Genomic DNA, 24936 nt, shown 5'->3' on the forward strand with positions numbered 1-24936 from the left:
TCCGGCAGCAAGGCTGATAATGCGCGTCCACCCCCGGACGAGCCCGTCATGATCTCCGTACTGTTAGTCGACGATGACCAGGAATTGACTGAAATGCTGCGCCAATACCTGGAGTGCGAAGGCTTCGAGGCCACGGCCGTGCATACGGGCGAGGCGGGTGAGGCCGAGGCGCTGTCGGGTCGCTACAGCATCGTAGTGCTGGATGTGATGTTGCCGCAGCGTTCGGGCATTGAGGTACTGCGGCGTATCCGTGCCGTCAGCCAAGTCCCGGTAGTGTTGCTCACCGCCCGTGGCGACAACATCGACCGCATCACTGGCCTGGAGCTCGGTGCTGATGACTACGTGCCCAAACCCAGCTCCCCAGGCGAGTTGGTGGCGCGCCTGCGCGCCATCATGCGCAGGGTGCAGGCAGTCGGTCAGCCCACCACCGAGGTGATCAAGACTGGTTCGCTGATGTTATGGCCCGGCAAGCGCCAGGCCGTGTGGAATGGTGCAGAACTGGGCGTGACCAGCACCGAGTTCAGCCTGCTCGAAGAACTGGCCCGCTGCGCCGGCCAAGTGGTGAGCAAAAAGGATCTATCGCTCAATGCCCTGGGTTGCCCGCTGACCCGCTATGACCGGCGCATCGACGTGCATATCAGCAGCATCCGGCAGAAGCTGGGGCCGCGCCCGGACGCCAAGGCCTGGATCCAGAGCGTGCGTGGCCTGGGCTACCTGTTGATTGCCGAATGACCAAGCCCAGCCTGCTGTTCTGGAAACTGTTCCTGGCGTTCTGGCTGGCGACCACCTTGACGTTCCTGGTCGGGGTCGGTGTGCTGGAGCTGAGCCGCTTCCGCCCGGGCGACCCGCATGTGGGCGCCATCCTCGCAAGTGAGCAAAAGCTGCTGGAACAATTTGGTGTCCAGGCCGCTGGCCAGTTCCTGGCGGTATGGGAGCGTCCGCCGGACGAAGTTATCGGCATCTATGACCGCACCGGCCAGTTACTGGCTGGGTCTGCGGTTGCGGAGCCGGCCTTTGAGCGCGCGGTGACCAGCAAGGAAGGCCTGGCGCTTTCACTGCGCTCGAGTCACGCCCCCGGTGAGGACGGCGGCAGGCCCTGGCAACAGGTCCCGCTGATCATCGGCACGCTGATGAGTGCGCTGTTCAGCGGGTACATGGCGTACTACCTGGCCTGGCCGCTGGCGCACTTGCGCCGGGCGATGAGCGATGTGGCCCAGGGGCGTTTCGAAACCCGGGTCAAGCCCTCCATGGGCAAGCGCCGCGATGAAATCGTCGACCTGGCCGAAGACTGTGACCGCATGGCCAACCAGTTGAAGGTGTTGGTGCAAGCCCAACACCATCTGCTGCACGACATCTCCCATGAACTGCGCTCGCCATTGACGCGCATGCAAGCGGCCATCGGCCTGTTGCGCCAGGACGCCGCACGCCTGGAAATGCTCGAGCGCATCGAGCGCGAGTGCGAACGCATGGACACGCTGATCGAGGCGTTGCTGACCCTGGCCCGCCTGCAGGGCCGCCCTGAAAGCATCGAGCGCGAGCCGGTGGATATCGTGGAATTGCTGGCGATGATTGTCGACGATGCGCAATTCGAAGCGGATATCAAGGACTGTCGCGTTCACCTGCAGGCTTGCCCGCCGTTTATCGCCTGTGTCAGCGGTGAGTTGCTGTACCGCTGTTTTGAAAACGTGATTCGCAACGCCGTACGCTATACCCGTCCGGGAACGACCGTGCAGGTGTCGGCGCAGGTCAATCGCGAAGCTAATCGCTTGAGCGTACGCATCAGCGACCTTGGGCCTGGAGTGGCGCCTGACCGACTGAGCACCATCTTCCAGCCGTTCGAACGCGGTGTGGGTGATGCCACTGTCGGCTTTGGCCTGGGCTTGGCCATTGCGGCGAGGGCGGTGCAGATGCATGGCGGCCATATCGAGGCGCGCAACGAGTCGGGGGGCGGGCTGACCGTGGAGATCAACCTCCACAGTGCGCGATCTTTACACGACATTACATTGACTTGACCGCCCTGTACGTCGCCCCTCATTAGACTGGTCGCCAGTGATTGAGCGGAGGTGACAATGTTTCAGGTGCATAAAAAGGGCTTTGTACCCGGTAGGAAAATGGTCGACGGCCTGGTCCCGTATGATTTTTTTTGCGAAGACAATCCGGCGATCAATCTCTTCGTGTTTACCGGTGCCGCCACCCCAGGCGCGGCGGTCAAGGAGCAGACGCTATGGGGGTTTACGCGGCTGGAACGGTTCGAGGCGATGACCTGTGCGCTGCTCGGCAACAAGCAGCACAGCGGCTGGTTCCAAAGCGTCAGCGTGTTGACCGGGCCCAACCAGAACGGTACGCAAAGCATGAAGTTCCAACGCGTGCTGAAAATCATCAAGCACGCAAGCAACACCCGCAACGTCGACTACGAGATCCTTACCGACGAAGGTGACACCTACTTCACACGCCCGCCCGTCACTGAAAACAGTGCGCAGACCATCATCTACTCGGCCGAACCCGGTTGAAAATGGTCGGTTGCCTTCAATCCTGATCTGAGGCCAGGGGCCGTGTTTAGACATCTGCCCCGACGTGGCCCGCGACCTGTTACGTGTGCCCACTCACGGGGCAATTTATGTGCTGTTTGGTAGCAAGCACTTGCAACGTCATTGCGCACCCTCTGTCGATAAATCCCCCGCTGTTTCATCCAAATCAACCACTTGGCACACCTTTGCATAATCTGGCACGCAAACTGCTTTTTTGTATTCATGGATAATTGGATACAAAAATACAAAAGGTGCTGCCAATGCAATTCGCCCCCGCTTACGTTGACCGTCAGCCCCTCACCGCCGAGGAGGAGGCCTACAACTTCCTGCTCGACGCCATTTGCGGTGGTCGCTACCGCAAGGGCGACCGGCTGATCGCTGAAGACATCGCCAGTGAGATTGGCATGAGCCGCATGCCGGTGCGCGAAGCCTTCCGCCGCTTGGATGCCCAAGGTCTGGTCACCTTGCGACCCAACCGTGGTGCCGTCGTCAGCGGCCTGGATATCGATGAATTGCACGAAGTATTCGAGATGCGCAGTGCCCTCGAAGGCCTGGCAGTGCGTGTGGCAGTCCCACGCATCGGCGAACGTCAATTGGCCGCACTGGAGCGCATGCTCGACGAGATGGACGACTACCGCGACGAAAGCGCCGCTTGGGTCAGCCGCCACCGCGCTTTTCACGAATACCTGTGCAGCCTCAGTGGCCGTCCACGCTTGATGAAGCAGATCTCGGCGCTGTACTCGCTGGTGGAAGCGCCCATGCGCCTGTGGTTGCAGCATGGCGAGAAACCCCTCAGCGCCCGCCAGGAACATGCGGTGATCCTTGATGCCATCCGTGCCGGTGACGCCGCCCGCGCCGAGGGCGTGGTGCGCGAGCATATCGAGGGCACCGTGCCGGCGCTGATCCAGTTCCTGCAAGCGGAAAAATAACAAGAGGCGGGCCCAAGCCCGTCCGTGTGTTGACTTTGAGTCCTGCCCCGTTAAACAACGAACTGGAGTGTCTGGTCATGCATAAACGCCGCGCCTTGTTGATGGCTGTCTCCCTCGGCTTCTGTACCCAATGGGCTTCTGCCGCGCCCCAGGTGCCGGAGCGCCTGAAGACAGTCGATAAACTCGTCTACTGCTCCGGGATGGATTCACCGCCCCTGGTGTCCTTCGATGAAGCGCAGAAACCGCGCGGTCTCACCGTCGACCTCGGGCTTGAAGTTGCCAAGCGCCTGGGCGACAAACAGGTGCAATGGCGGGTCATTCCGTTTTCCGGCCTGGTGCCTGCGTTGCTTGCCCAGCAATGCGACATGATCGTTGACCAGCTGTTCGACAAACCCGAACGGCGCCAGGTGATCGACATCGTTAACTACATGTATTCCAGCCAGTCGGTGGTGGTGCCCAAGGGCAATCCAAAAGGCATCAAGGCCCTGGATGACTTGTCCGGGCACAAGGTCGCAGTGCTCAACGGCTCCACCATCAAGACCCTGCTGGACGCGCAAAACGACAGCCTGACCAAAGCCGGCAAGCCGCCGATGAAACTGGTGGTGTACAACAGCGACACCGATGCCTTCCAGGCCCTGCGCATCAGCCAGGTCGACGCCTACGGCACCACGGTGGAAACCGCCGGCTACTACGCCGCGATGGCCCCGGACCTGTTCCAGGAAGGCGTGCCGGCATTCAGTCGCATCCTTACCGGCCTGGGCATGCGCAAGGATGACCCGCAACTCAGCGCCGCCGTGCAGCAAGTGATCAGCGACATGCGCAGTGATGGCAGCTATGTGGCATTGCTCAACAAATGGCATGTCAGCAGTGACACTCTCGACTGAGGTTTCCCGCAATGAACTTCAATTGGGATGTGTTCTGGCAGTACCTGTTGCAGCCCAGCGGGGTGTACCTCACCGGGCTCTGGCTGACCTGCCTGATCGCGGTGTCGGCGATGCTGCTGGGCTGTGTGCTGGGCTTGGCGGCTGCACTGTTGCGCCTGTCAAAGAACCCGCTATTGCACCTGCCGGTGCGTTTTTATGTGTGGCTGATGCGCGGCACGCCGTTGCTGGTGCAGATCGTGTTCCTGTACACGGCGCTGGCGGCGGGCGGGATTTTCCGCTTTGAGGATATCGACCTGTTCGGTCTGGTGGTGCCTGGCAATATCCAGGCGGCGATCATCGCTTTGGGCCTCAACGAAGGCGCCTATATGGCCGAGATCATCCGCGCCGGCATTGGCGCGGTCGACAAGGGCCAGTACGAAGCCGGGCGCTCCCTGGGCATGGGCTTTGCCAAGCTGATGCGGCGTATCGTGCTGCCCCAGGCGTTCCGCGTGATCGTGCCGCCGCTGGGCAACGAGTTCAACGTGATGCTCAAGAACACCACCCTGGTCAGCGTGATCGGCGTGCAGGAATTGTTGCTCAGCACGCAGATGGTCACCTCGGCGACGTTTCGCGTGTTCGAGTTGTACCTGGTGGTCGCGATCTACTTCCTGATGCTCACCACGCTCTGGGGCTTCTTCCAGCGCTGGCTGGAGGCACGTTTCGGCCAGTCCGACCGGCCTTCCGCACCGCCACCGGCGTCCAGCCGCATGTTCGGGCGCAGCACCTTGAAACTGCTGAGGGGACGATAACCATGGCGCATCAAAGTGAAGAGCTGATTATCGAAGCGTTGGATATTCATAAGTCGTTCGGCGCACTGCAGATCCTCAAGGGGATCTCCCTGCAAGTGCGGCGCGGTGAGGTGGTGGTGCTGATCGGCGCCTCGGGTTCGGGCAAGACCACGTTTATCCGCTGCATCAACCTGCTGGAGGACATCCAGGGTGGACGCATCCGCGTCAACGGCCGCGCCATGGGCTATCGCGAGCGCAGCGACGGCAGCCTGGTGCGCGACTCGGAGCGCAACATCGCCCGTCAGCGCCGCGACATCGGCATGGTGTTCCAACGCTTTAACCTGTTCCCCCACATGACTGCGCTGGAAAACATCATCGAGGCGCCGATCCAGGTGCTTGGCACGCCTCGCGCCCAAGCCTTGGAACAGGCCCGTGGATTACTAGCGCGGGTTGGCCTGGCGGACAAGGCCAGCCACTACCCGGCGATGCTCTCCGGCGGGCAGCAGCAACGGGTGGCCATCGCCCGTGCACTGGCGATGAAACCCCAGGCCATGCTGTTTGACGAACCCACCAGCGCCCTCGACCCGGAAACCGTCGGCGAAGTGCTGCAGGTGATGAAGGAGCTGGCCGAGGAGGGCATGACCATGGTGGTGGTCACCCACGAAATGGGTTTTGCCCGTGAAGTGGCCGACCGCGTGGTGGTGCTCGATCAGGGTGAACTCATCGAGCAAGGGCCGCCGGAACAGATTTTCTGCCACCCCAGCCATCCGCGCACGCGTGCGTTTCTTAGTCGTGTGTTGTGAGTCTTCCCATCACGCTTGTGTTGACGAGTCTTAGCCATGTTGAAATTTTCTGCTCACGAGTACCCTTATCCCTCCCAACGCCAGAGCGTGTTTGCCCAGCGCGGCATGGTCGCGGCGTCCCAGCCCCTGGCCGCCCAGGCCGGTATCGAGGTCATGCAGAAGGGCGGTAACGCCATCGACGCTGCGATTGCTACGGCGGCCGCTTTGACGGTGGTGGAGCCCACCGGCTGCGGCATCGGCGGTGATGCGTTTGCCCTCGTCTGGTGCAAGGGCCAGTTGCACGGTTTGAATGGCAACGGCCATGCGCCGGCGGCCTTGAGTATCGAGGCGGTCAAGGCAGCGGGGCATGATCAGATGCCGCTGTATGGCTGGACACCGGTCACGGTGCCAGGCTGCCCGTCGGCTTGGGCCGAGCTGTCGCAACGCTTCGGCAAATTGCCGTTTGCCGAGTTGCTGCAACCGGCCATCCGCCTGGCGCGCGATGGTTTTCCGCTGTCGCCGGTGGTCGCCCATCAATGGCAGCTCACCCTGGAAGAATTCAGCCCCCATCGCGACGCTGCGCTGGATGCCTGGTTCGACACCTTCCTGATCGACGGCCGCGCGCCACGGGCCGGGGACATGTTTCGCAACCCGGCCCAGGCCCGTACCCTCGAAGAACTGGCGGCCACCCGCTGCGAAAGCCTGTATCGCGGAGCCCTGGCCGAGCGCCTGGATGCGCATTCCAGGGCGAGTGGCGGCTACCTGCGCGCCAGCGATCTCCAGGATTACCGCGCTGAGTGGGTGGAGCCGATCCACGTCAACTACCGGGGCGTGGATGTCTGGGAAATCCCCCCCAGCGGCCAGGGCCTGGTGGCGTTGATGGCGCTGAACATCCTCGAAGGTTTCAGCTTCGATCACCGCGACAGCCAGCAGACCTGGCACCGCCAATTGGAGGCCATGAAACTCGCCTACAGCGACGGTCTGCACTACATCACCGACCCGCTGCACATGCGCGTGGCCGTCGCCGACCTGCTCAGCGATGACTACAGCAGCCGTCGCCGTGGGCAGATCGGTGAACAGGCCCAGCCCCCCAAACCCGGTGATCCCCACGCCAGCGGCACGGTGTACCTGGCCACGGCCGACGCCGAGGGCAACATGGTTTCGTTTATCCAAAGCAACTACCACGGCTTTGGTTCCGGCGTGGTGCTGCCCGACAGTGGCATCGCCCTGCAGAACCGTGGACAGGAGTTCAGCCTCGACCCGACACACGCCAACTGCCTGGCGCCAGGCAAAAAAACCTTCCACACCATCATCCCCGGCTTCCTCACCCAAGACGGCCAGGCCCTCGGCCCGTTCGGCGTGATGGGCGGCTACATGCAGCCCCAGGGCCACGTGCAGATGGTGATGAACCTGGTGGATTTCGGCCTCAACCCGCAAGCGGCATTGGACGCGCCGCGCTGGCAATGGCTTGGCGACATGAAGGTCGGTATCGAACAGGGTGCCTCCCGCGACTTGGCCAATGCCTTGGCGCGGCGCGGGCATCAGGTGCAGATGGCCAGCGACCTCACCGACTACGGGCGTGGGCAGATCATTCTGCGGGACCCGGTCAGTGGTGTATTGTGCGGCGGAACGGAGCCGAGGGCGGATTCAACGATCGCAGTGTGGTAAGCGAAAAAATTGGCTGAAGCCTGTCCCCTTTTTTCATCTCGCCTGTCATTCCAGGCAAGTGAACAATATTGAGAGCTTCCGCCAATGCCTGTAGTCCGCCCCTTGCTGAAACTCAGCCTGCTGCTGAGCCTCAGCGCCAGCCCGTTCTTCGCTGCTGTCAGCTACGCCGAAGACACCGCCACTCGCCGCAGCTATCAGGTGCCCGCCGGCAGCCTGAGTGCGGCGCTCACCCGCTTTGCCGGGTTGGCGGGCGTCAATCTGTCGGTGGACCCGGCGTTGGTCAGTGGGCGCAGCAGCAGCGGTTTGTCCGGCGAGTATGCGGTCGAGGAGGGCTTTGCCCGCTTGCTGCAAGGCTCTGGCCTGCAACTGCAGCCGATGGGTGCACAGGCCTATATGCTGGTGCCGGCGCCGGAGGGCAGCAGCCTGGAATTGGCCCCGACGTCGATCCTCGGCACCACCGGCCTGTATGACGGCGACACCTACGCCGGTGGCCAAGTGGCGCGCCGCACGGCCCAGGGCCTGCTCGGCACGCGGGACTTCATGGAAACCCCGTTCAGCATCACCACCTACACCGCTGACACGGTGAAGAACCAACAGGCCCGCACCCTGGGCGACCTGATCGCCGCCGACCCGTCGGTACGCGCGACCAACCCGGCCGGTGGGCGCTACGAGCAATTCACCATTCGCGGCTTCAGCCTGTTCAACAGCGACGTGGCGTACAACGGCTTATACGGCGTGCTGCCGACTTACACCATCGACATGGAAATGGCCGACCGCGTCGACATCCTCAAGGGGCCAAGCCAGTTGATCAACGGCATTTCGCCGCGTGGCAGCGTGGGCGGCGGGATCAACGTGGTGCCCAAGCGCGCCACCGACAAGGACATCAACTCGTTTACCGGCAACTGGGCTTCCGACAGCCAGGCCGGCGGCGCAGTGGACATCGGTCGACGCTTTGGCGAAGACAACCAGTTCGGCATTCGCTTCAACGGCGTGAAGCAGTCCGGCGATACCGAGTGGGATCACCAGAGCGTCGACCGCGAAATGGCCGTGCTGGGCCTGGATTTTCGTGGCGAACGCTTGCGCCTTTCCACTGACATCGGCCACACCGAGCGCGACACCGATGCGCCGCAAGAGCGCGTACAGGTGGCGGCCGCAGCGCCGGTGCCCAGCGCCAATGACGTGCGCCGCAACTATGCGCAATCCTGGAGCAAGGCCCGCACCAACGACACCTTCGGCACGGTCAATGCCGAGTATGACCTCAGCGACAACGTGATGCTCTACGGCGGCATGGGGGCGCGTAAAAGCAACCACGATTTCCTGCGCCACGCGGTGTCCGTGTCCAACGCAGCCGGTGACTTCAGCGTGCAGCCACGGGATTTCACCCGCGATGAAAACGTGCGCACCTACACCGCCGGCGTGCGCAACTGGTTCCAGACCGGGCCGGTGAGCCATGAGGTCAACCTGGCCGCCAGCTACTTCGACATGGACTTCACCAACGGAGGCGCGCGTTATACGTCGCCGTCGAGCAATCTCTACAACCCGGTGCAAACCCCCACGCCTTCGCGGCCGACGCGGTTTGATCCCAAGGTCTACACCGAAAACAAATTCAGCGGCGTGGCCTTGTCCGACACCCTGGGCTTCTTCGATGATCGCCTGTTGCTCACCCTCGGTGCGCGCTGGCAGCGCGTGAAGGTCGATGACTGGAGCGACGGCATCAAAGGTGATACCGCCTACGACGAAGAAAAGGTCTCGCCATCCGGCGGCATCCTGTTCAAGGCCACCGACAGGTTGTCGCTGTACGCCAACTACATGGAAGGCCTGAGCCAGGGCAAGATCGCACCGTCCACCTCGATCAACGAAGACCAGATCTTCCCGCCGTTCATCAGCCGCCAGGTCGAAGTGGGCGCCAAGTACGACGCCGGTCCGTTTGCCGTGACCGCTGCGGTGTTCCGTATCAAGCAGCCGGCCTATGAAACCAATGCGACCACGCGGCTGTTTGGTCCCAATGGCAAACGCGAGAACTCAGGTGTGGAACTGAGTGTGTTCGGCGAACCGCTCAAGGGCTTCCGCCTGCTCGGTGGTGTGATGTACATCGACAGTGAGCTGAAGGACACCACCAACGGTACCTGGGACGGCAACCGTGCCCCGGCCACGCCCAAGTACAACGTCAACCTGGGTGCCGAATGGGATGTGCCGGGCCTCGAAGGCCTGACGCTGACCAGCCGTGGCATTTACTCCAGCTCGCAGTACCTGGACCAGTCCAACGTCAAGGAAATCGACGCCTGGAATCGCCTCGACGTAGGGGCGCGCTACGCGTTCAAGGTGGACGACAAACACATCACCTTGCGGGCGAATGTGGAGAACGTCGCCGATAAGCGCTATTGGAGTTCGGCCGGGGCTTCGGATGACAGTGAGCCGGGGCTGACCTTGTCGACGCCGCGTACCTATCTGCTGTCGGCCACCGTCGACTTCTAAGGGGGGACGCCGATCAACCTGTGGGCGCTGGTTTGCTTGCAATAGGGAGGGGCGCCAGTCACAGCGCTATTTGCTGATGTAGCGTCATCGCAGGCAAGCCAGCTCCCACACCTGATTTTGGCGTTAATGAGAATGTTTTTTGATCACGCCGCGCCGATATGGAATAGTACCCGCCGTTTTCCCCGGCCTGTCTAGCGGGGTGTTTTAACGCCGAGGTCCTTGTCATGCGAATGCTGCGCTCCATCCCCACCCTTGCCGCCTGCGTGTTGGCGTTCTCTTCAAGCCTGCTGAGCGCCGCCCCCATCGACCTCAACGACGGCCAGCACGCGGTGCATCTGCCGGATGCGCCCAAGCGCGTGGTGGTGCTGGAATTCTCCTTTCTCGACAGCCTGGCTGCCGTTGACGTCACGCCCGTTGGGGCCGCCGATGATGGTGATGCCAACCGCGTACTGCCCCGTGTGCGCCAGGCCATCGGCCAATGGAAGTCGGTGGGCCTGCGCTCGCAACCGAGTATCGAGGAAATCGCCCGGCTCAAGCCAGACTTGATCGTCGCCGACCTCAATCGTCACCAGGCCTTGTACAGCGACCTGGCGAGCATCGCGCCGACCCTGTTGCTGCCGTCACGCGGCGAGGACTACCAGGGCAGCCTGAAGTCCGCCGAGTTGATCGGCAAGGCGTTGGGCAAAAGCGCGCAGATGGAAGCGCGGATCCAGAAGAACCGCGAGAACCTCAACGCCATTGCGCAACAGATCCCGGCCGGCGCCAGTGTGTTGTTCGGTGTGGCGCGTGAAGACAGTTTCTCCGTACACGGCCCGGACTCCTACGCCGGCAGCGTGCTCGAAGCCATCGGCCTGAAAGTCCCTTCGGTACGCGCCAACGCTGCACCTACCGAGTTCGTCAGCCTGGAGCAACTGCTCGCCCTCGACCCCGGCTGGTTGCTCGTCGGCCATTACCGTCGCCCCAGCATCGTCGACAGCTGGAGCCAGCAGCCGCTGTGGCAAGTGCTGGGAGCGGTGCGTAACAAGCAGGTCGCCGAAGTGGACGGCGACAGTTGGGCGCGCAACCGCGGCGTACTGGCCTCGGAGCAGATCGCCGAAGACGCGCTGGCGATTCTCAAAGGCGGTAAAGCCGTACTGAGCCAATAAGCATGGGGCGCAGTCTCGCGGCGGCAGGCATTGTGCTGCTGGGTGCCGGCTTGTTCTGGCTGTCGCTGTACAGCTGGTCGCCGTTCACGATCACGGCGACGGATGCGTGGAATGGCCTGGTTCATCAAGGCCGCGTGGGCGGCAATATGGCCTACATCGTCGCCCAGCTGCGTGTGCCACGCGCGCTGTGTGCCGCCTTGGTCGGCGCCTGCCTGGGCCTGGCCGGTGCGTTGATGCAGGGCATTACCCGCAACCGTCTGGCCTCGCCGTCCTTGTTTGGCGTGACGGCGGGGGCGGCGTTGGGCTTGGCGTTGTTTTCCACCGGGCTGGTTGCGTTGCCGTTTGCGGGCGGTGCGTTGTTGATGACCTGCCTGGGGGGCGCGCTGGCCTGGATCACCGTATTCAGCCTCGGCGGCGCCTGGTCGCCGACTACGGCCCAAGGCCGCCTGGTATTGGCTGGCGTCGCGGTGGCCGCGTTGTGCGCGGCATTGACCCGGCTCACGGTGATCCTGGTCGAGGCTCAGGCGCAAAGCGTGCTCAACTGGCTGGCCGGTTCCCTGGCCAATGCCGGCGCCGCGCAAGTGCAATTGCTCTGGCCGTGCACCTTGATCGGCGGCCTGTGGGCGCTCTGGTGTGCGCCGCGACTGAACCTGATCAACCTCGGCGAAGACGCCGCACGCTCCCTGGGCGTGGGCATTGCCAGCCTGCGTTTGCAGGTGTTCATCGCCAGCCTGTTGCTGGTGGGGGCGAGTGTCTGCGCGGTGGGGCCGATCGGATTTGTCGGGCTGATCGCGCCGAATATCCTTCGTCAGTTCCTCGGGAATGACTACCGCTGGTTGATTCCGCTGAGCGCTGCGTTGGGCGCGGTGATCGTGCTGGGCGCCGACCTGCTCAGCCGCGCCGTGGCGTTTCCGGTGGAAACCCCGGCCGGTGTGGTCACCGCGCTGATCGGCGCGCCGTTCTTCCTCTTTCTTGCCAGGCGTGCCCTATGACCCGGCCACCATTGCGCTTATGGCTGCTGCTGGGCCTGTTGCTGCTGGCGACGTTTATCAGCCTCAGCGCCGGCACTGTGTGGCTCACGCCTGACGCTGTGTTGGACCGCTTGTTGGCCCACGACGCCCTCGACTTCGACGTCTGGAACCACCGCCTGCCACGCAGCCTGATTGCGATCCTCGCCGGATGCGCGTTCGGCCTGGCCGGGGCGATTGTGCAGGGTGTGATCCGCAACCCGCTGGCCTCGCCGGAGATCCTCGGCGTGACCCAGGGTGCGGGCCTGGCGCTGACCGTAGCGATCATCAGTTGGCCGCATATGCCGATTGCGTGGCTGCCGTTGGTGGCGTGCCTGGGTGGAGCGGGCGGTGCGTTGCTGCTGGCGCTGTACAACGCCGGGGTGAGTTTTTCCGGAGTGCGCTTTGCACTGTCCGGGGTGGCGATTGCGGTGACCTTGTCCAGTGTCACCGAGTTTCTGATCCTGTCCCATCCGCTGGATATCAACACGGCCTTGCTCGCCCTCACTGGCAGCTTGTGGAGCCGTAACTGGCACCATGTGGCGCTGGTATTGCCGTTCCTGGTGCTGATCCCCGTGGGCCTGTGCCTGGCCAAGCCGCTGAACCTGATTGCCCTCGGCGACGAAGCCGCCCACAGCCTCGGCACGGCACTTGGCCGCACTCGCTGGCTGGCCATGGCCTGCGCGGTGGTGTTGACCAGCCTGGGCGTGGGCGTGATCGGGCCGATCGGTTTTATCGGCCTGGTCGCGCCGCACATGGCACGTCGCTTGGTGGGCGGGCATCACCAGTATTTGCTGCCGGCGGCGATGCTGACGGGTGCGCTGTTGCTGGTGCTGGCCGACACGTTGGGGCGCACGTTGATCGCGCCCAGCGAAATCCCCGCCGGGGTGCTCACGGCGGTGATTGGCGCGCCGTATTTTCTTTGGTTGCTGGCACGGTTCAAGGGCTGATCACATGAGTATTCTTCAAGCACGCGAGCTGGATATCGGCTACGGCACCACGCGTATCGTGCAGGGGTTGTCCTTTGTGCCGCCGACCGGAAAGGTCACCGCCTTGATCGGTCCCAATGGCTGTGGCAAATCCACCTTGCTCAAGGCCTTCGCGCGCATCCTCAAGCCGACCCAGGGTGAACTGACCCTGGATGGCCAGGCTTACACCAGCCTGTCCGCCCGCCAATTGGCGCGGCAGATCGCATTCTTGCCCCAGGTGTTGCCAGTGCCAGAAGGCGTCAGCGTGCGCCAGTTGGTCGCCTATGGCCGCAGCCCGCACAACTCATTGTGGGGACGCCTGAGCGGCAATGACCAAGCCCATGTCACCCAGGCCATGCAACGCCTGGAACTGGATACCCTGGCCGACCGCGCCCTGGCGGACCTGTCCGGCGGCCAGCGCCAACGCGCCTGGCTGGCCATGGTGTTGGCGCAGAACGCGCCGGTGGTACTGCTCGACGAACCCACCACGTACCTCGACATCAGCCACCAGGTCGAACTGCTCGACCTGATGGGCGAACTGGCTGGCGAAGGCAAGACCGTGATCACCGTGCTCCACGACATCAACCAGGCCTGCCGCTATGCCCACCACCTGGCGGTGATGCACGGCGGCAAGCTGGTGGCCGATGGTGCGCCGGGGCAGGTGATCACTGCCGAGTTGATGCGGCAGGTGTTTGAGGTGCAGGTGCATGTGATGAGCGAGCCGGTGGCAGGCACGCCGATGTGCCTGATCAAAAAAAGCACCCGACCTCATACCTGACGTGGTTGAACGTGTGGTTTTGCTTCTTGTTGATAATGAAGTAACCCGGTTGAATGTATTGAAAAACCGTTTAATTGCGCGAGAAAACGCGTAAGTGGCTAATTGCAACTAGTGAAAGGATGGCTATTAGCTTCTAAGGCTCTGGCGCAAGGGTCTTGGCCATTATGTTTATTTTATTCCCGGTCTTCAGGAACTAGGGCTATAACTTCCAGTCGATAACCCCGGCTTACTCTCGCTTGGGTTGTGGCTAACTAATGGCATGTTGCTGTAGTTCCAAATAGCCATACTTTCTCGCAACACTAGATACCTGAACATTATGTCGTCAGCGCCTATCGATGCCTGCCAGATGCAGATCCCGCACACCGAACAGGTGTGCGCGTGGCTGATGCAGCATGCCGGGCTGAAAACGGTGGACCTGGAGCGCGCCCGACGCTTGTCCACGGACGATCTGCTGAGCCTGCTGACACGCCTGGGCCTGGTCTCTGAAGTCGAATTGGCCCGCGCCTGGGCGGCGTTACTCGGCGCGCCGCTGTTATTGGCCGATGCCGCGCCGCCGTTGCTCGATCCCTTGCCCGTCTTGACCGAACGCTTCATGCGTCACTACCAGGTAGTGCCCATGGGCTGGACCCAGGGCGGCCTGCGGGTGCTCGCCGCCAACCCGGCGCAACTTTATCCGTTCCAGGCCTTGGCTTATGCGTGCCAGGTGCCAGTGTGGCTGGCCATCGGCCCGCGCAATGAAGTCGACACCCTGATCGAGCGCTACTACGGCCAGGGCCGCTCGGCCATGGGCACGCTGATCGAAAACCTCGATGAGCAGGGCGGCGCCGAGGAAGATATCGAACACCTCAAGGACATGGCCTCCGAAGCACCGGTGATCCGCCTGGTCAACCTGATCCTGCAGCGCGCCGTGGAACAACGGGCCTCGGACATCCATATCGAACCCTTCGAAAACCAGCTCAAGGTGCGCTACCGCATCGACGGCGTGCTGCACGACGCCGAAGCGCCGCCTGCCAGTTCATCGGCGGCGGTGATCTCACGGGTGAAGATCATGGCGCGGCTGGACATCGCCGAACGTCGGCTGCCCCAGGATGGGCGCATCATGCTGCGCATCCAGGGCAAGGAGCTCGACCTGCGCGTGTCCACGGTGCCCACCAGCTTCGGCGAGTCGGTGGTGCTGCGCTTGCTGGACCGGCAGACCGTGCAGTTCGATTTCCCGAGCCTGGGCTTTGACGGCCAGCGCCTGGCAAGCTTCCTCGATCTGCTGGAGCGCCCCCACGGCATCCTGCTGGTCACCGGGCCCACCGGTTCCGGCAAGACCACCACGCTCTACACCGCGCTGTCGCGGCTCAATACCACCGAGCGCAAGATCATCACCGTGGAAGACCCGGTGGAGTACCAACTCGAAGGCATCAACCAGATCCAGGTCAAACCTGCCATCGGCCTGGACTTCGCCGGGGCGCTGCGCTCCATCGTGCGCCAGGACCCGGACGTGATCATGATCGGCGAGATCCGCGACCTGGAAACCTGCCGCATCGCCATTCAATCGTCCCTGACCGGGCACCTTGTGCTTTCCACTCTGCACACCAACAGCGCCGCAGCCAGCATCACGCGGCTGATGGACATGGGCGTGGAAAGCTACCTGATCGCCTCGACCGTCAGCGGCATTCTCGCCCAGCGCCTGGTGCGGCGCCTGGATCCGGTCACCCGCGTGGCCTTTGAAGCGCCGCCGGAACTGATCGCGGAACACGGCCTGGATCGCCTGACCGAACAGCGCCCGATTCTGCTTTATCGCGGGGACTATCACGGCCGCAGCGCCCTGACCGAGCTGCTGGTGATGAACGACGAACTGCGCAGCCTGTTGATGCGTCACGCCGATGCCGCCACGTTGGAGCAGGCGGCTCGCCGCGCCGGTTTGCGCACGTTGTATGAAGAAGGACTGCGCCAGGCCTTGGCGGGTATTACCTCGTTGGAAGAGGTACTGCGCGTCACCCGTGGAGAGGGCGCGTGAGCCTGTTCAAGTTCCGCGCCCTGGACAGCCAGGGTGTGCCGCAGAACGGTACGCTGGAAGCGGCGGATCAGGTCGCCGCCGTCGCGGCCCTGCACAAGCGTGGCCTGTTGTTGTTGCAGATTGAGGCGGCCGGCAGCCCGCTCCTGCGCAACCCACGCGGGCAGTTGAAGGGCGCGGCGTTGGTGAGTTTCACCCAGCAGTTGGCGACGCTGCTGGGGGCTGGTCAGCCGCTTGAACGTTCGTTGAGCCTGTTGCTAAAGCAACCCGGTCAACCCCAGGTGCGTGCACTGATTGGGCGCATCCGTGATCACGTCAAAGCGGGTAAACCACTGTCCGCCGCCTTGGAAGAAGAAGGCGGCAGCTTCTCACCGTTGTACCTGAGCATGGTGCGCGCCGGTGAGGCGGGTGGCGCACTGGAGAACACCCTGCGCCAACTCAGCGACTACCTGGAACGCAGCGAGCGGCTGCGTGGTGAAGTGATCAATGCGCTGATCTATCCAGCCTTCCTGGTGGTGGGCGTACTCGGGTCCCTGGCGCTGTTGCTGGCTTATGTGGTGCCGCAATTCGTGCCGATCTTCCAGGACCTGGGCGTGCCGATTCCGTGGATCACCGAGGTGATTCTCGCCTTGGGTGAGTTCCTGGGCGCCTATGGCCTGCTGGTGTTGGCCGGGCTGATCGTGAGCGGTGGGTGTTGGGCGGCACGCCTGCGTAATCCGGCGTTTCGAGAACAATACGATCGGCGCCTGCTCGGTGTCCGTGGGATCGGCCCGCTGCTGCAACGTGTCGAAGCGGCCCGCCTGACGCGCACCCTCGGCACGCTGCTCAGCAATGGCGTGGCGTTGCTGCAAGCCTTGGTGATCGCACGGCAAGTCTGCACCAACCGCGCGCTGCAGGCCCAGGTCGGCAGTGCGGCGGAATCGGTCAAAGGCGGCGGCACCCTCGCCAGCGCGTTCGGCAGCCAGCCGCTGCTGCCCGAGCTGGCCCTGCAAATGATTGAAGTCGGCGAACAGGCCGGCGAACTCGACAGCATGCTGCTCAAGGTGGCCGACATCTTCGACGTCGAAGCCAAGCGCGGCATCGATCGCCTGCTCGCCGCACTGGTGCCGTCCCTGACCGTGGTCATGGCGGTGCTGGTGGCGGTGATCATGTTGGCGATCATGCTGCCGTTGATGAGCCTGACCAGCAATATATGAAGGAGCTGAACCCATGAGAAAACCACGCCGCCAAGGCGGTTTCACCCTGTTGGAAATGCTCGCGGTGATCGTGCTGCTGGGCATTGTCGCCACCATTGTCGTGCGCCAGGTCGGCGGCAATGTGGACAAGGGCAAGTACGGCGCGGGCAAGGCGCAACTGGCCAGCCTGAGCATGAAGATCGACAGCTACGCGCTCGACGTCGGCGCGCCGCCCACCAGCCTGCAACAACTGGTGGACAGACCCGGTGGCTATGCCAAGCCGTCGGACCTCAAGGACCCGTTCGGGCATGCCTTCGGCTATCGCTTCCCCGGTGAACACGGTGCGTTCGACCTGATCTTCTACGGCCAGGATGGCCAGCCGGGCGGCGAAGGTTATAGCGCCGACCTGGGCAATTGGGAGTAACGCGGCTATGTTCCAGCGCGGCTTTACCCTGCTGGAAATGCTGGTCGTGATCCTATTGATAAGCCTCGCCGCCGGGTTGCTGGGGATGGGCGTGCGCCAGGGTCTGCAGGCGGCGAAGGAGCGCCGCGCGGTCGGACAGATGGTGGAGGCGTTGCGCACCACGCGGGCGGGGGCGATTATCAGCGGGCAGTCCGCACGTACTGCGTTCGACCTGCGCGCCCGCACGTTCCAGGCGCCGGGCCGTGCGCTGCAACAGTGGCCGTCCGAGCTGCAAGTGACACTGCACACGGCCGAACAGGTCGGCCCCGCCGTCGAGTTCTATCCGGACGGCAGCTCCACCGGCGGCAATCTGCTAGTGGCCAACGGCACCCGGCGTTGGCGCATCGATATCGGCTGGCTCACCGGCAGCGTGCAATCCAAGGCGCTGCCATGAAGCACCAGGCCGGGTTCACGCTGCTGGAAATGCTCGCCGCGCTGACGCTGATGGCGGTGTGCAGCACGGTGCTGCTGGTTGCGTTCGGCCAGAGCGCGCGCTCGCTGTCCCAGGTGGCCCACAGTGACCGGCTCACTCATGCGGCGCTGACGATTTTCGATCAAGAGGCCGCAGGGCGATTGAGCAACGGCGTCAGCCAGGGCGAACTCGATGGTATCCACTGGCAACTGACCTGTACCCGTCAGCAAGCGCATATTTTTCGTCTCGATCTGGTCGTTGGTGAGGGCCCGCACCAGGCCCGTTTCAGCACGTTGAAGGCGCGCCTGTGAGGCGCCGCGAACAGGGCTTTACCTTGCTGGAAATCCTTGTGGTACTCAGCTTGCTGGGCGTGCTGCTGGTGTTGGTCGGCGGCGCGTTGCTGGGTGCCAATCGTGCCGTGTCCAAGGCCCAGGCATATGCAGTGAGCCTGGATGAAATGCGCGCCGCTCAACAGTTTTTGCGCACGGCGATCAGCGAGGCGTTGCCCCTGGCGGTGGGTGAGGGCGATGGATTTTTCGTCGGCACGCCACAGCGCCTGGAGTTCGTCTCGACCTTGCCCGGTGTGCTCGGTGGTGGGATCCACCGGTTCAGCCTGCAACGGGTCGAACAGGGTCTGCAGGTCGGGTTTTCCCAGCGTGAACCCCAGGTGCTGCTGAACAACATCGAGGGTCTTCAATTCAATTATCGCGGCACGTCACCGCTGGGCCAGCCCACCGGTTGGGTCAGTGACTGGCCATGGTCCAGGCGCTTGCCTGCGGCCGTGCGCATCGCCGCCCACGTCGACGGCCCGGTGCCCTGGGTCACCCAGGTGATTGCCCTGCGCTTGAACCTGTCCAGCGGGAGCGTGGAAGAATGAGACGCCAACGCGGCGCGGCCCTGCTGCTGGTGCTATGGGTACTGGCGTTGCTCAGCGTGTTGCTCGGCGGCCTGGCGGGCTGGGTGCAACTGGAAAGTCGCCAGGCCCTGTGGCTGCGCCAACATACCCAGACTGTTTTGGCCGCCGAAGCCGGCATCGCGCACGTCTTGGTCGACCGACGCTGGGTTGCCGATGGCCGCGATATCGCCCTGGCTTTTGACGACGCCCAGTTGCACGTCAGCTTGCGTAGCGAACGCGGCAAGCTCTACCTGATCAATGCCCAGGCACAGGATTTCACACGCCTGGCCCTGGCCTGCGGTGCCACTCCGGCCCAAGCGACACAGTTGGCCACGGCCCTCGACGCGCGACGTCACCAGGGCCTGGCGCCGTTCCGGGTGCTGGAAGAAGTGCGCCAATTGCCCGGCATGACGCAAACCCTCTATAGCCAATTGCTGCCCGAGATCACCTTGTGGAGCGACCTGGACCGCCCCGATCCCGCCTTCGCTAGCCCGCTGATGCGCAAGGCGCTGAACCTGCCGCGTCAGAACGCCGAAGGTGCCGACCCTGGCGAAGTGCTGGTGGTCGACAGCCGCGCCGAGCGCCCCGGCGGTTATCAGGCGCGGCTGCAAGTCACCGTTTTATTGAGCCCATCGGAGGACAGCGCACAACCCTATCGGGTGTTGCGTTGGCAAGAATGAATCGATTGGAACCCATTGCCCGGCACTGGCGCGGCAGCCTGCTGCAACAGGGTTGGCGCGTGTGGCTTGCGGAGTTGCGCGCCTGTGTGCCGAGTTGGTTGGCACGGCCGGAACCGCCGGAGCAGATCCACCACTGGCCGTTAGCGGTGCCGGTCGTGTCGAGCAGCACACGCCAAGTGCTGATGCTCGGCGCGGATGCCGTGCTGCTGCAACGCGTACAACTGCCTCTGGCCGCCGGGCGCAATCTGGAGGCCGTGGTCGGTTATGAACTGGACCGCTACACCCCGTTCGAGGCTGACCAACTCTACTTTGTCGCCCGCCAGGAGCGGCGCACGCCCAGCCACCTTGAGGTCACGCTGGTGGCGATCCTGCGCGAGCGCCTGGACCAGATGCTTACCGACTGCGCCGCCCTCGGCCTGCATCCCCATCGCGTGGACGCGGCAAACCTCGGTATCGACCTGCTGCCCGCACCGCTGCGCCCCCGTCAACGCCGGCCGGGCATGGGCTTGCAGCGTAGCCTGCCGTGGTTGTGCGGGGCCTTGCTGATCGCGGCGATGGTGCTGTGGCTCAACGACCGCCAGCGTGTCATCGACGTGATGCATACCAGCGTCCAACAGCAAAAAGCCCAGGTCGCCGAGGTGCATGCCCTGCGCCAGCAACTGCTCAATACCCGCGGCGCGGCGCAGTACCTCACTCGGCGCAAACTGGCGCAACCGCCGCTGGCCGCGCTGCTCAATGACCTGACCACCTGCTTGCCCGCCGACACCTGGTTGGATCAACTGGAGGTGAAGGACGGTGAGATTTCAATCTCCGGCCAAAGCGCCAAGGCCAGCGCATTGATCACCCGTATCAAAGGCTGCCGCAGCCTGGAAAACGCCCAGTTCGAAGGGGTGATCCAACCCGATGTCCGCACCGGCAAGGACCAGTTTGCCTTGCGTGCACACCTACGCCAGGAGGCTGCCGATGCGCCGACCCCTCACACCCCGTGAACGCCGTGGTGCTGCCTTGCTGGTGCTGGCGTTGGTGCTTGGCACGGCCTACTGGCTGTTGATCGACAGCTGGTTCGCCGGCCCCCTGCGCGACATGGGCGAACAGGCCGAACAACTGCGCGAGCAACAGCAGCGGTATGCCGGCGTGTTGCGTCAACGCGATGCACTGCGCCAACAGCTTGAGCAAGCCCGGCAGGATCCCGCCAGCAGCACCAGCCTATTGCCGGGGGATGACCCCGATGTGGTGGCCGCCGACCTGATGCAGCGTCTCGCCGACCTGATCAACAGCCACGCCAACCTCGGCGGCGGTTGCAGTTTGACCCAGCGCAAGCCCATCACCCCGGAGCAGGACGACGGCGAGCCGTATCGCCAGGTCAAGGTCAGCCTGACCCTCGATTGCGCCATCGAACCTCTGGAAGCCCTGCTGCATGAATTGGAGTACCAGCCGCCGTTCCTGTTCGTGGATGAACTGCGCATCCGTCGCAGCCAGCAGGCGCCGGCCAATGGCGGTGCGGGCAAGTTGGTGGTGCATCTGTTGGTGCGCGGCTATCTGCAACCGGCGCGGGTGACGCCATGATCGGCAGACTACGCCCCGTGGAGTGGGGCTTGCTCGGCTTGTCGGGCTTACTGGGCGTGTTGATGGCGGTGATCCTCAGCAGTATCGGCGATGAACCGCAGTGGCTGCCTGAAGCGCCCACGCGCGCTCATCCCACCGCTCAGGTCCAGGTCGCGCCGAGTGTCCCGCTGGAAAACCTCGCCGCCACTTGGCAAACGCCGCTGTTCAGCCCGGACCGCAGCCCGGATCGCGTCGTGGGCAAAGCCCAAGGCGCCAGCCTGGCCAACCTGACCCTCAGCGGCATCATGATCACCGGCAACCTGCAAATGGCCATGCTCAAACAGGCCGACGGCCGCGCCCTGACGGTCCGTCTCGGCCAGGCCCTGCCCAACGGCTGGCGCCTGGACCACCTCACCCCGCAATACGCCCGATTCAGCCTGGACGGCCGCACGCAAACCTTGAGCCTCTACGCCAAGCGCCTGCCGCCGCCGTCCAGCCGGCCCCCCATTACTTTGCCCCGCGAGCCTCTCCCTTGATCGACATGCGCACCTCAACGTTTTGCCTGGCCACCGCCCTTGTCCTGGGCGGCTGTGGATCTTTTCCCGACCGTCTGGAACCGGATGACGATCTGCTGCACGAAGCCATGCAGGGCACGGGCTCGCAACGCCCGCCGACCGAGCAGGCCGCAGCGGAAACTCCGCCGCCTTCGGTGCAACCGCCAGCGCAGCGCCAACTGATCCGTGGCAACCAACAGTTTGTGCGCACGCCGGCAGCGCAGCCAGTGGCGAAAGAGAAGGGGGGCGATATCGTCTTCAACTTTGCCGACCAACCCATCGAAGCGGTGATCAACAGCGTGATGGGCGACCTGCTGCACGAAAACTACAGCATCGCCCAAGGCGTGAAGGGCAACGTCAGCTTTTCCACCTCCAAACCGGTGGACAAACAACAGGCCCTGTCGATCCTTGAAACCCTGCTGTCCTGGACCGACAACGCGATGATCAAGCAGGGCGATCGCTACGTGATCCTGCCCGCCAACCAGGCGGTGGCCGGCAAACTGGTACCGCAGATGAACGTGGCGCAACCGTCCAGCGGCCTGTCGGCGCGGTTGTTTGCGTTGCGCTACATCTCCGCCACCGAGATGCAAAAACTGCTCAAGCCCTTCGCCCGCGAGAACGCGTTCTTGCTGGTGGACCCGGCACGCAACGTACTGAGCCTGGCGGGTACCCCGGACGAGTTGGCCAACTACCAGGACACCATCGACACCTTCGACGTGGACTGGCTCAAGGGCATGTCGGTGGGCGTCTTCGGTCTGCAACGGGCTTCCGTGGCCGAGTTGATGCCCCAACTGCAAAGCATGTTCGGCCCTGACAGCGGCATGCCCCTGGCCGGCATGCTGCGCTTTTTGCCGATTGAACGGACCAACTCGGTGGTGGCGATTTCTTCCCAGCCGCAGTACCTCAACGAAGTGGGCGACTGGATTCGCACCATCGACGAAGGCGGCGGTAACGAGCCGCAGATGTACGTTTACGACGTGCGCAACATGAAGGCCGCCGACCTGGCCAAGTACCTGCGGCAGATCTACGGCACCGGCGCAATCAAGGACGACACACCGGCCAAGGTCGCGCCGGGTCTGCGCACGACCACCCTGTCGTCGCTCAATTCCGGCGGCTTGCAGAACAACCCGCCTGCGGCCGAAGAGTCGGAGCCGCAAGAAAAGGAAGTCGCCCCCACCAGCGCGCTCGAAGCCGGCACGCGCATCACCGCGCAAAAGAGCAGCAACCAGCTGCTGGTGCGCACCCGACCGGCACAGTGGAAAGAGATCGAAGCGGCGATCAAACGCCTCGATAACCCGCCGCTGCAAGTGCAGATCGAGACGCGCATCCTTGAGGTCAAGCTTACCGGAGAACTGGACCTGGGCGTGCAGTGGTACCTGGGGCGCCTGGCGGGGAATTCCTCCAGCACCACCGTGGCCAATGCCTCTGGCAGCCAGGGCGCGCTGGGCGGGGGTGGGGCGGGGTTGGGGGCAACGGATTCGTTGTTCTATTCGTTTGTCAGTTCGAATTTGCAGGTGGCGTTGCATGCGTTGGAAACCAATGGCCGCACCCAGGTACTGTCGGCACCGTCGCTGGTGGTGATGAACAACCAGCCGGCGCAGATTCAAGTGGGGGACAACATTCCCATCAACCAGACCACGGTGAACACGGGGGATGCGGATACCACCTTGAGCAGTGTCGAGTATGTGCAGACGGGGGTGATTCTGGATGTGGTGCCGCGGATCAATCCGGGTGGGTTGGTGTACATGGATATTCAGCAGCAGGTCAGTGATGCTGAGAATCAGAGTACGAATAGCGACACGCCGGTGAATCCACGTATTTCCACGCGTTCGGTGTCGACGCAGGTGGCGGTGCAGAGTGGGCAGACGGTGTTGCTGGGGGGGTTGATCAAGCAGGACAACCAGGAGAGTGTGAGTGCGGTACCGTATCTGGGGAAGATTCCGGGGTTGCGGTGGTTGTTCGGCAGTACCAGCAAGTCGAAGGATCGGACGGAGTTGATTGTGCTGATTACGCCTAAGGTGATTACCAGCAGCGGGCAGGCTCGGCAGGTGACGGATGATTATCGGCAGCAGATGCAACTGTTGCGGCTGGATAAATAGGTGTACCTATCCGTTTCTTCGGTAACGGCAGCTTAGGGTCCCGCTGTTGCAGCGGGTCACTTTTGGAAGCGCCAACAGTAAGCAAAAACGCTTCTCGCCCCAACACGGCTTGCGCCAGCAAGGCCTGGACCTGGGCGATCAGGACCGCGTGATCGATTGACCGCCCATCATTGATGCTTGGCAATCACACCGCTCATGTACTGATTCAAATCGCGGAAGTCGTTAACCCTCCAAGCGAACGGCGGTAGTTTTACGCCGTTCTCTCGCAACGTTCTTGGGATCAAGTCGCCATTGGGGCGAAGTATGATCGAAGAGACGATAACGCCCGGATAATCATTCAGGCGTTTTTTAAAGGCAGCGGTGGTCAGGTCTGGTGTAGGCGGGTTGCTTTTGTTGGCCAACGGCCCTGTTCCCTTGATATCCGCGCCGTGGCACATGGCGCATCGCTGCATATAGAGATTTTTTCCGTTGGCGTTATCGGCGAACGCCAGCGATGTTTGGGTCAGCGACAAGATGCCGAACGCAGCGATCAACACTCTTTTCATTTCCATATGCCTTATTGTGTCCGTCGGCGGACAACTTATTGATTAAGTGAACAAATACTACACTTGGTGGTGGTTGTTTTTCTGAGAAAAATCCTACAACCAGCCAGGATTTTTCATTCTTCTAGTCTGCATTTTTCCTCCTAGGATGGCGCGATCGCTTGAACACAAGCGAGACGGCAAGGGCTGTTCCCATCGCCCCGCAGCCGTAAGAACATGCTTAGGAGTCAACACATGAAGATGACCAGTGTGAGCAAACGCCTGCGCCGCTCGGCCTGGGCCGTGATCGCCGCCGGTGTACTGGCAGGTTGTGCCACGCCGCAGCCACCAGCGGTAAAGATCTCCCTGGCCCGTGATGCGGTAGGGCGTGCCTTGGCAGCGCAAGCGACCCAGTTCGCGCCACTGGAAATGAAAACGGCCCAGGACAAACTGGCGCGTATGGACCAGGCCATCGGTGAAATGAAGTACGTCGAGGTCGACGCACTGGCCGATCAGATCGAAGCCGATGCCAGCCTCGCCGAAGCCAAGGCCAATGCCGTGCGTAAACAACAAGTCTTGAAGCAGGCGCGAGAGGGCATCCAGGTGCTCAAGCAGGAAATGCTCAACGCCCCCGCGACTACCCACTGAGGATCTTG

Annotated in this window: 26 protein-coding genes; 25 read left to right on the forward strand and 1 reads right to left on the reverse strand. The window is 63.1% G+C overall.

Going from position 1 to position 24936, the window contains the following annotated elements; genetic code table 11:
- Window positions 1–48 precede the first annotated feature (48 nt).
- The 24 genes from AC4PS7_RS15835 to gspD all read left to right on the forward strand — a co-directional run bounded on the left by AC4PS7_RS15835 (window position 49) and on the right by gspD (window position 23759).
- Complete coding sequence (locus tag AC4PS7_RS15835; RefSeq protein WP_021491094.1) at window positions 49–732, forward strand: response regulator transcription factor; 684 nt, start codon at window positions 49–51, stop codon at window positions 730–732.
- The gene (locus AC4PS7_RS15840; protein ID WP_205517849.1) at window positions 729–2012 is read left to right on the forward strand and encodes a HAMP domain-containing sensor histidine kinase; all 1284 of its coding nucleotides are present in this window, start codon (window positions 729–731) and stop codon (window positions 2010–2012) included. Before AC4PS7_RS15835 ends, AC4PS7_RS15840 begins: the two co-directional genes overlap by 4 nt.
- Before the next feature lie 57 nt (window positions 2013–2069).
- A complete protein-coding gene (locus AC4PS7_RS15845) occupies window positions 2070–2510 on the forward strand; it encodes a hypothetical protein (protein WP_029529093.1) in 441 nt (146 codons plus the stop codon).
- Between the two features lie 278 nt (window positions 2511–2788).
- Window positions 2789–3457: a GntR family transcriptional regulator gene (locus AC4PS7_RS15850; RefSeq protein WP_042571771.1), complete on the forward strand. Its 669-nt coding sequence runs from the start codon at window positions 2789–2791 to the stop codon at window positions 3455–3457.
- A gap of 77 nt (window positions 3458–3534) precedes the next feature.
- A complete protein-coding gene (locus tag AC4PS7_RS15855) occupies window positions 3535–4341 on the forward strand; it encodes an ABC transporter substrate-binding protein (protein ID WP_010209177.1) in 807 nt (268 codons plus the stop codon).
- An 11-nt stretch (window positions 4342–4352) separates the two neighbouring features.
- Window positions 4353–5129 carry an amino acid ABC transporter permease gene (locus AC4PS7_RS15860; protein WP_010209179.1) on the forward strand — a complete coding sequence of 259 codons (777 nt, stop codon included), beginning with the start codon at window positions 4353–4355 and terminating at the stop codon, window positions 5127–5129.
- A 2-nt stretch (window positions 5130–5131) separates the two neighbouring features.
- Window positions 5132–5911 (forward strand): amino acid ABC transporter ATP-binding protein, encoded by a 780-nt coding sequence (locus tag AC4PS7_RS15865; RefSeq protein ID WP_042571769.1) that lies wholly within the window; start codon window positions 5132–5134, stop codon window positions 5909–5911.
- 36 nt (window positions 5912–5947) lie between these two features.
- Complete coding sequence (locus AC4PS7_RS15870; RefSeq protein WP_044287450.1) at window positions 5948–7558, forward strand: gamma-glutamyltransferase family protein; 1611 nt, start codon at window positions 5948–5950, stop codon at window positions 7556–7558.
- An 84-nt stretch (window positions 7559–7642) separates the two neighbouring features.
- Window positions 7643–10033 carry a TonB-dependent receptor gene (locus tag AC4PS7_RS15875; RefSeq protein WP_106119955.1) on the forward strand — a complete coding sequence of 797 codons (2391 nt, stop codon included), beginning with the start codon at window positions 7643–7645 and terminating at the stop codon, window positions 10031–10033.
- Between the two features lie 230 nt (window positions 10034–10263).
- Entirely contained in the window at window positions 10264–11178 is a 915-nt protein-coding gene (locus AC4PS7_RS15880) for a Fe(3+) dicitrate ABC transporter substrate-binding protein FecB (RefSeq protein WP_373422424.1), read from the forward strand.
- Between the two features lie 2 nt (window positions 11179–11180).
- Window positions 11181–12170, forward strand: a complete 990-nt coding sequence (fecC, locus tag AC4PS7_RS15885) for an iron-dicitrate ABC transporter permease FecC (protein WP_021491088.1) — start codon at window positions 11181–11183, stop codon at window positions 12168–12170.
- On the forward strand, window positions 12167–13135 hold the full coding sequence (locus tag AC4PS7_RS15890; RefSeq protein WP_021491087.1) for an iron chelate uptake ABC transporter family permease subunit: 969 nt from the start codon (window positions 12167–12169) through the stop codon (window positions 13133–13135). Before fecC ends, AC4PS7_RS15890 begins: the two co-directional genes overlap by 4 nt.
- A 4-nt stretch (window positions 13136–13139) precedes the next feature.
- On the forward strand, window positions 13140–13931 hold the full coding sequence (gene fecE / locus AC4PS7_RS15895) for a Fe(3+) dicitrate ABC transporter ATP-binding protein FecE (RefSeq protein WP_492179610.1): 792 nt from the start codon (window positions 13140–13142) through the stop codon (window positions 13929–13931).
- A gap of 316 nt (window positions 13932–14247) precedes the next feature.
- On the forward strand, window positions 14248–15939 hold the full coding sequence (gspE, locus tag AC4PS7_RS15900) for a type II secretion system ATPase GspE (protein ID WP_021491085.1): 1692 nt from the start codon (window positions 14248–14250) through the stop codon (window positions 15937–15939).
- Window positions 15936–17132, forward strand: a complete 1197-nt coding sequence (gspF, locus tag AC4PS7_RS15905) for a type II secretion system inner membrane protein GspF (RefSeq protein WP_042571766.1) — start codon at window positions 15936–15938, stop codon at window positions 17130–17132. The genes gspE and gspF overlap by 4 nt, the downstream gene beginning before the upstream one ends.
- A gap of 13 nt (window positions 17133–17145) precedes the next feature.
- A complete protein-coding gene (locus AC4PS7_RS15910; RefSeq protein ID WP_010209194.1) occupies window positions 17146–17535 on the forward strand; it encodes a type II secretion system protein GspG in 390 nt (129 codons plus the stop codon).
- Window positions 17536–17542: 7 nt separating this feature from the next.
- The gene (locus AC4PS7_RS15915; protein WP_010209195.1) at window positions 17543–17968 is read left to right on the forward strand and encodes a GspH/FimT family pseudopilin; all 426 of its coding nucleotides are present in this window, start codon (window positions 17543–17545) and stop codon (window positions 17966–17968) included.
- The gene (locus AC4PS7_RS15920) at window positions 17965–18297 is read left to right on the forward strand and encodes a type II secretion system protein (protein WP_010209196.1); all 333 of its coding nucleotides are present in this window, start codon (window positions 17965–17967) and stop codon (window positions 18295–18297) included. Before AC4PS7_RS15915 ends, AC4PS7_RS15920 begins: the two co-directional genes overlap by 4 nt.
- On the forward strand, window positions 18294–18863 hold the full coding sequence (locus AC4PS7_RS15925) for a prepilin-type N-terminal cleavage/methylation domain-containing protein (RefSeq protein WP_010209197.1): 570 nt from the start codon (window positions 18294–18296) through the stop codon (window positions 18861–18863). Before AC4PS7_RS15920 ends, AC4PS7_RS15925 begins: the two co-directional genes overlap by 4 nt.
- Window positions 18860–19561: a hypothetical protein gene (locus AC4PS7_RS15930; protein WP_010209198.1), complete on the forward strand. Its 702-nt coding sequence runs from the start codon at window positions 18860–18862 to the stop codon at window positions 19559–19561. Before AC4PS7_RS15925 ends, AC4PS7_RS15930 begins: the two co-directional genes overlap by 4 nt.
- A complete protein-coding gene (locus AC4PS7_RS15935) occupies window positions 19558–20550 on the forward strand; it encodes a PilN domain-containing protein (RefSeq protein WP_431479727.1) in 993 nt (330 codons plus the stop codon). Before AC4PS7_RS15930 ends, AC4PS7_RS15935 begins: the two co-directional genes overlap by 4 nt.
- The gene (gene gspM / locus AC4PS7_RS15940; protein WP_010209200.1) at window positions 20525–21127 is read left to right on the forward strand and encodes a type II secretion system protein GspM; all 603 of its coding nucleotides are present in this window, start codon (window positions 20525–20527) and stop codon (window positions 21125–21127) included. Before AC4PS7_RS15935 ends, gspM begins: the two co-directional genes overlap by 26 nt.
- Window positions 21124–21642 carry a type II secretion system protein, XpsN-like gene (locus AC4PS7_RS15945; protein WP_010209202.1) on the forward strand — a complete coding sequence of 173 codons (519 nt, stop codon included), beginning with the start codon at window positions 21124–21126 and terminating at the stop codon, window positions 21640–21642. The genes gspM and AC4PS7_RS15945 overlap by 4 nt, the downstream gene beginning before the upstream one ends.
- Window positions 21643–21647: 5 nt before the next feature.
- On the forward strand, window positions 21648–23759 hold the full coding sequence (gene gspD / locus AC4PS7_RS15950; protein WP_492179611.1) for a type II secretion system secretin GspD: 2112 nt from the start codon (window positions 21648–21650) through the stop codon (window positions 23757–23759).
- Window positions 23760–23926: 167 nt separating this feature from the next.
- Here the strand turns inward: gspD and AC4PS7_RS15955 are convergent, their stop codons facing one another.
- Window positions 23927–24304, reverse strand: a complete 378-nt coding sequence (locus AC4PS7_RS15955) for a c-type cytochrome (protein WP_021491078.1) — start codon at window positions 24302–24304, stop codon at window positions 23927–23929.
- A gap of 231 nt (window positions 24305–24535) precedes the next feature.
- On the opposite strand from AC4PS7_RS15955, the gene AC4PS7_RS15960 reads away from it, so the two are divergent.
- Complete coding sequence (locus tag AC4PS7_RS15960; protein ID WP_010209206.1) at window positions 24536–24928, forward strand: DUF4398 domain-containing protein; 393 nt, start codon at window positions 24536–24538, stop codon at window positions 24926–24928.
- Window positions 24929–24936: the final 8 nt, after the last annotated feature.

The organism is Pseudomonas sp. DW-iso3, from assembly GCF_058725305.1.

Excerpts from the sequence above, each read along its gene's own strand:
- AC4PS7_RS15835 (WP_021491094.1), top strand. The coding sequence starts at position 49 with ATGATCTCCGTACTGTTAGTCGACGATGACCAGGAATTGACTGAAATG.
- AC4PS7_RS15840 (WP_205517849.1), top strand. The coding sequence starts at position 729 with ATGACCAAGCCCAGCCTGCTGTTCTGGAAACTGTTCCTGGCGTTCTGG.
- AC4PS7_RS15845 (WP_029529093.1), top strand. The coding sequence starts at position 2,070 with ATGTTTCAGGTGCATAAAAAGGGCTTTGTACCCGGTAGGAAAATGGTC.
- AC4PS7_RS15850 (WP_042571771.1), top strand. The coding sequence starts at position 2,789 with ATGCAATTCGCCCCCGCTTACGTTGACCGTCAGCCCCTCACCGCCGAG.
- AC4PS7_RS15855 (WP_010209177.1), top strand. The coding sequence starts at position 3,535 with ATGCATAAACGCCGCGCCTTGTTGATGGCTGTCTCCCTCGGCTTCTGT.
- AC4PS7_RS15860 (WP_010209179.1), top strand. The coding sequence starts at position 4,353 with ATGAACTTCAATTGGGATGTGTTCTGGCAGTACCTGTTGCAGCCCAGC.
- AC4PS7_RS15865 (WP_042571769.1), top strand. The coding sequence starts at position 5,132 with ATGGCGCATCAAAGTGAAGAGCTGATTATCGAAGCGTTGGATATTCAT.
- AC4PS7_RS15870 (WP_044287450.1), top strand. The coding sequence starts at position 5,948 with ATGTTGAAATTTTCTGCTCACGAGTACCCTTATCCCTCCCAACGCCAG.
- AC4PS7_RS15875 (WP_106119955.1), top strand. The coding sequence starts at position 7,643 with ATGCCTGTAGTCCGCCCCTTGCTGAAACTCAGCCTGCTGCTGAGCCTC.
- AC4PS7_RS15880 (WP_373422424.1), top strand. The coding sequence starts at position 10,264 with ATGCTGCGCTCCATCCCCACCCTTGCCGCCTGCGTGTTGGCGTTCTCT.
- fecC (WP_021491088.1), top strand. The coding sequence starts at position 11,181 with ATGGGGCGCAGTCTCGCGGCGGCAGGCATTGTGCTGCTGGGTGCCGGC.
- AC4PS7_RS15890 (WP_021491087.1), top strand. The coding sequence starts at position 12,167 with ATGACCCGGCCACCATTGCGCTTATGGCTGCTGCTGGGCCTGTTGCTG.
- fecE (WP_492179610.1), top strand. The coding sequence starts at position 13,140 with ATGAGTATTCTTCAAGCACGCGAGCTGGATATCGGCTACGGCACCACG.
- gspE (WP_021491085.1), top strand. The coding sequence starts at position 14,248 with ATGTCGTCAGCGCCTATCGATGCCTGCCAGATGCAGATCCCGCACACC.
- AC4PS7_RS15910 (WP_010209194.1), top strand. The coding sequence starts at position 17,146 with ATGAGAAAACCACGCCGCCAAGGCGGTTTCACCCTGTTGGAAATGCTC.
- AC4PS7_RS15915 (WP_010209195.1), top strand. The coding sequence starts at position 17,543 with ATGTTCCAGCGCGGCTTTACCCTGCTGGAAATGCTGGTCGTGATCCTA.
- AC4PS7_RS15920 (WP_010209196.1), top strand. The coding sequence starts at position 17,965 with ATGAAGCACCAGGCCGGGTTCACGCTGCTGGAAATGCTCGCCGCGCTG.
- AC4PS7_RS15930 (WP_010209198.1), top strand. The coding sequence starts at position 18,860 with ATGAGACGCCAACGCGGCGCGGCCCTGCTGCTGGTGCTATGGGTACTG.
- AC4PS7_RS15935 (WP_431479727.1), top strand. The coding sequence starts at position 19,558 with ATGAATCGATTGGAACCCATTGCCCGGCACTGGCGCGGCAGCCTGCTG.
- gspM (WP_010209200.1), top strand. The coding sequence starts at position 20,525 with ATGCGCCGACCCCTCACACCCCGTGAACGCCGTGGTGCTGCCTTGCTG.
- AC4PS7_RS15945 (WP_010209202.1), top strand. The coding sequence starts at position 21,124 with ATGATCGGCAGACTACGCCCCGTGGAGTGGGGCTTGCTCGGCTTGTCG.
- gspD (WP_492179611.1), top strand. The coding sequence starts at position 21,648 with ATGCGCACCTCAACGTTTTGCCTGGCCACCGCCCTTGTCCTGGGCGGC.
- AC4PS7_RS15955 (WP_021491078.1), bottom strand. The coding sequence starts at position 24,304 with ATGAAAAGAGTGTTGATCGCTGCGTTCGGCATCTTGTCGCTGACCCAA.
- AC4PS7_RS15960 (WP_010209206.1), top strand. The coding sequence starts at position 24,536 with ATGAAGATGACCAGTGTGAGCAAACGCCTGCGCCGCTCGGCCTGGGCC.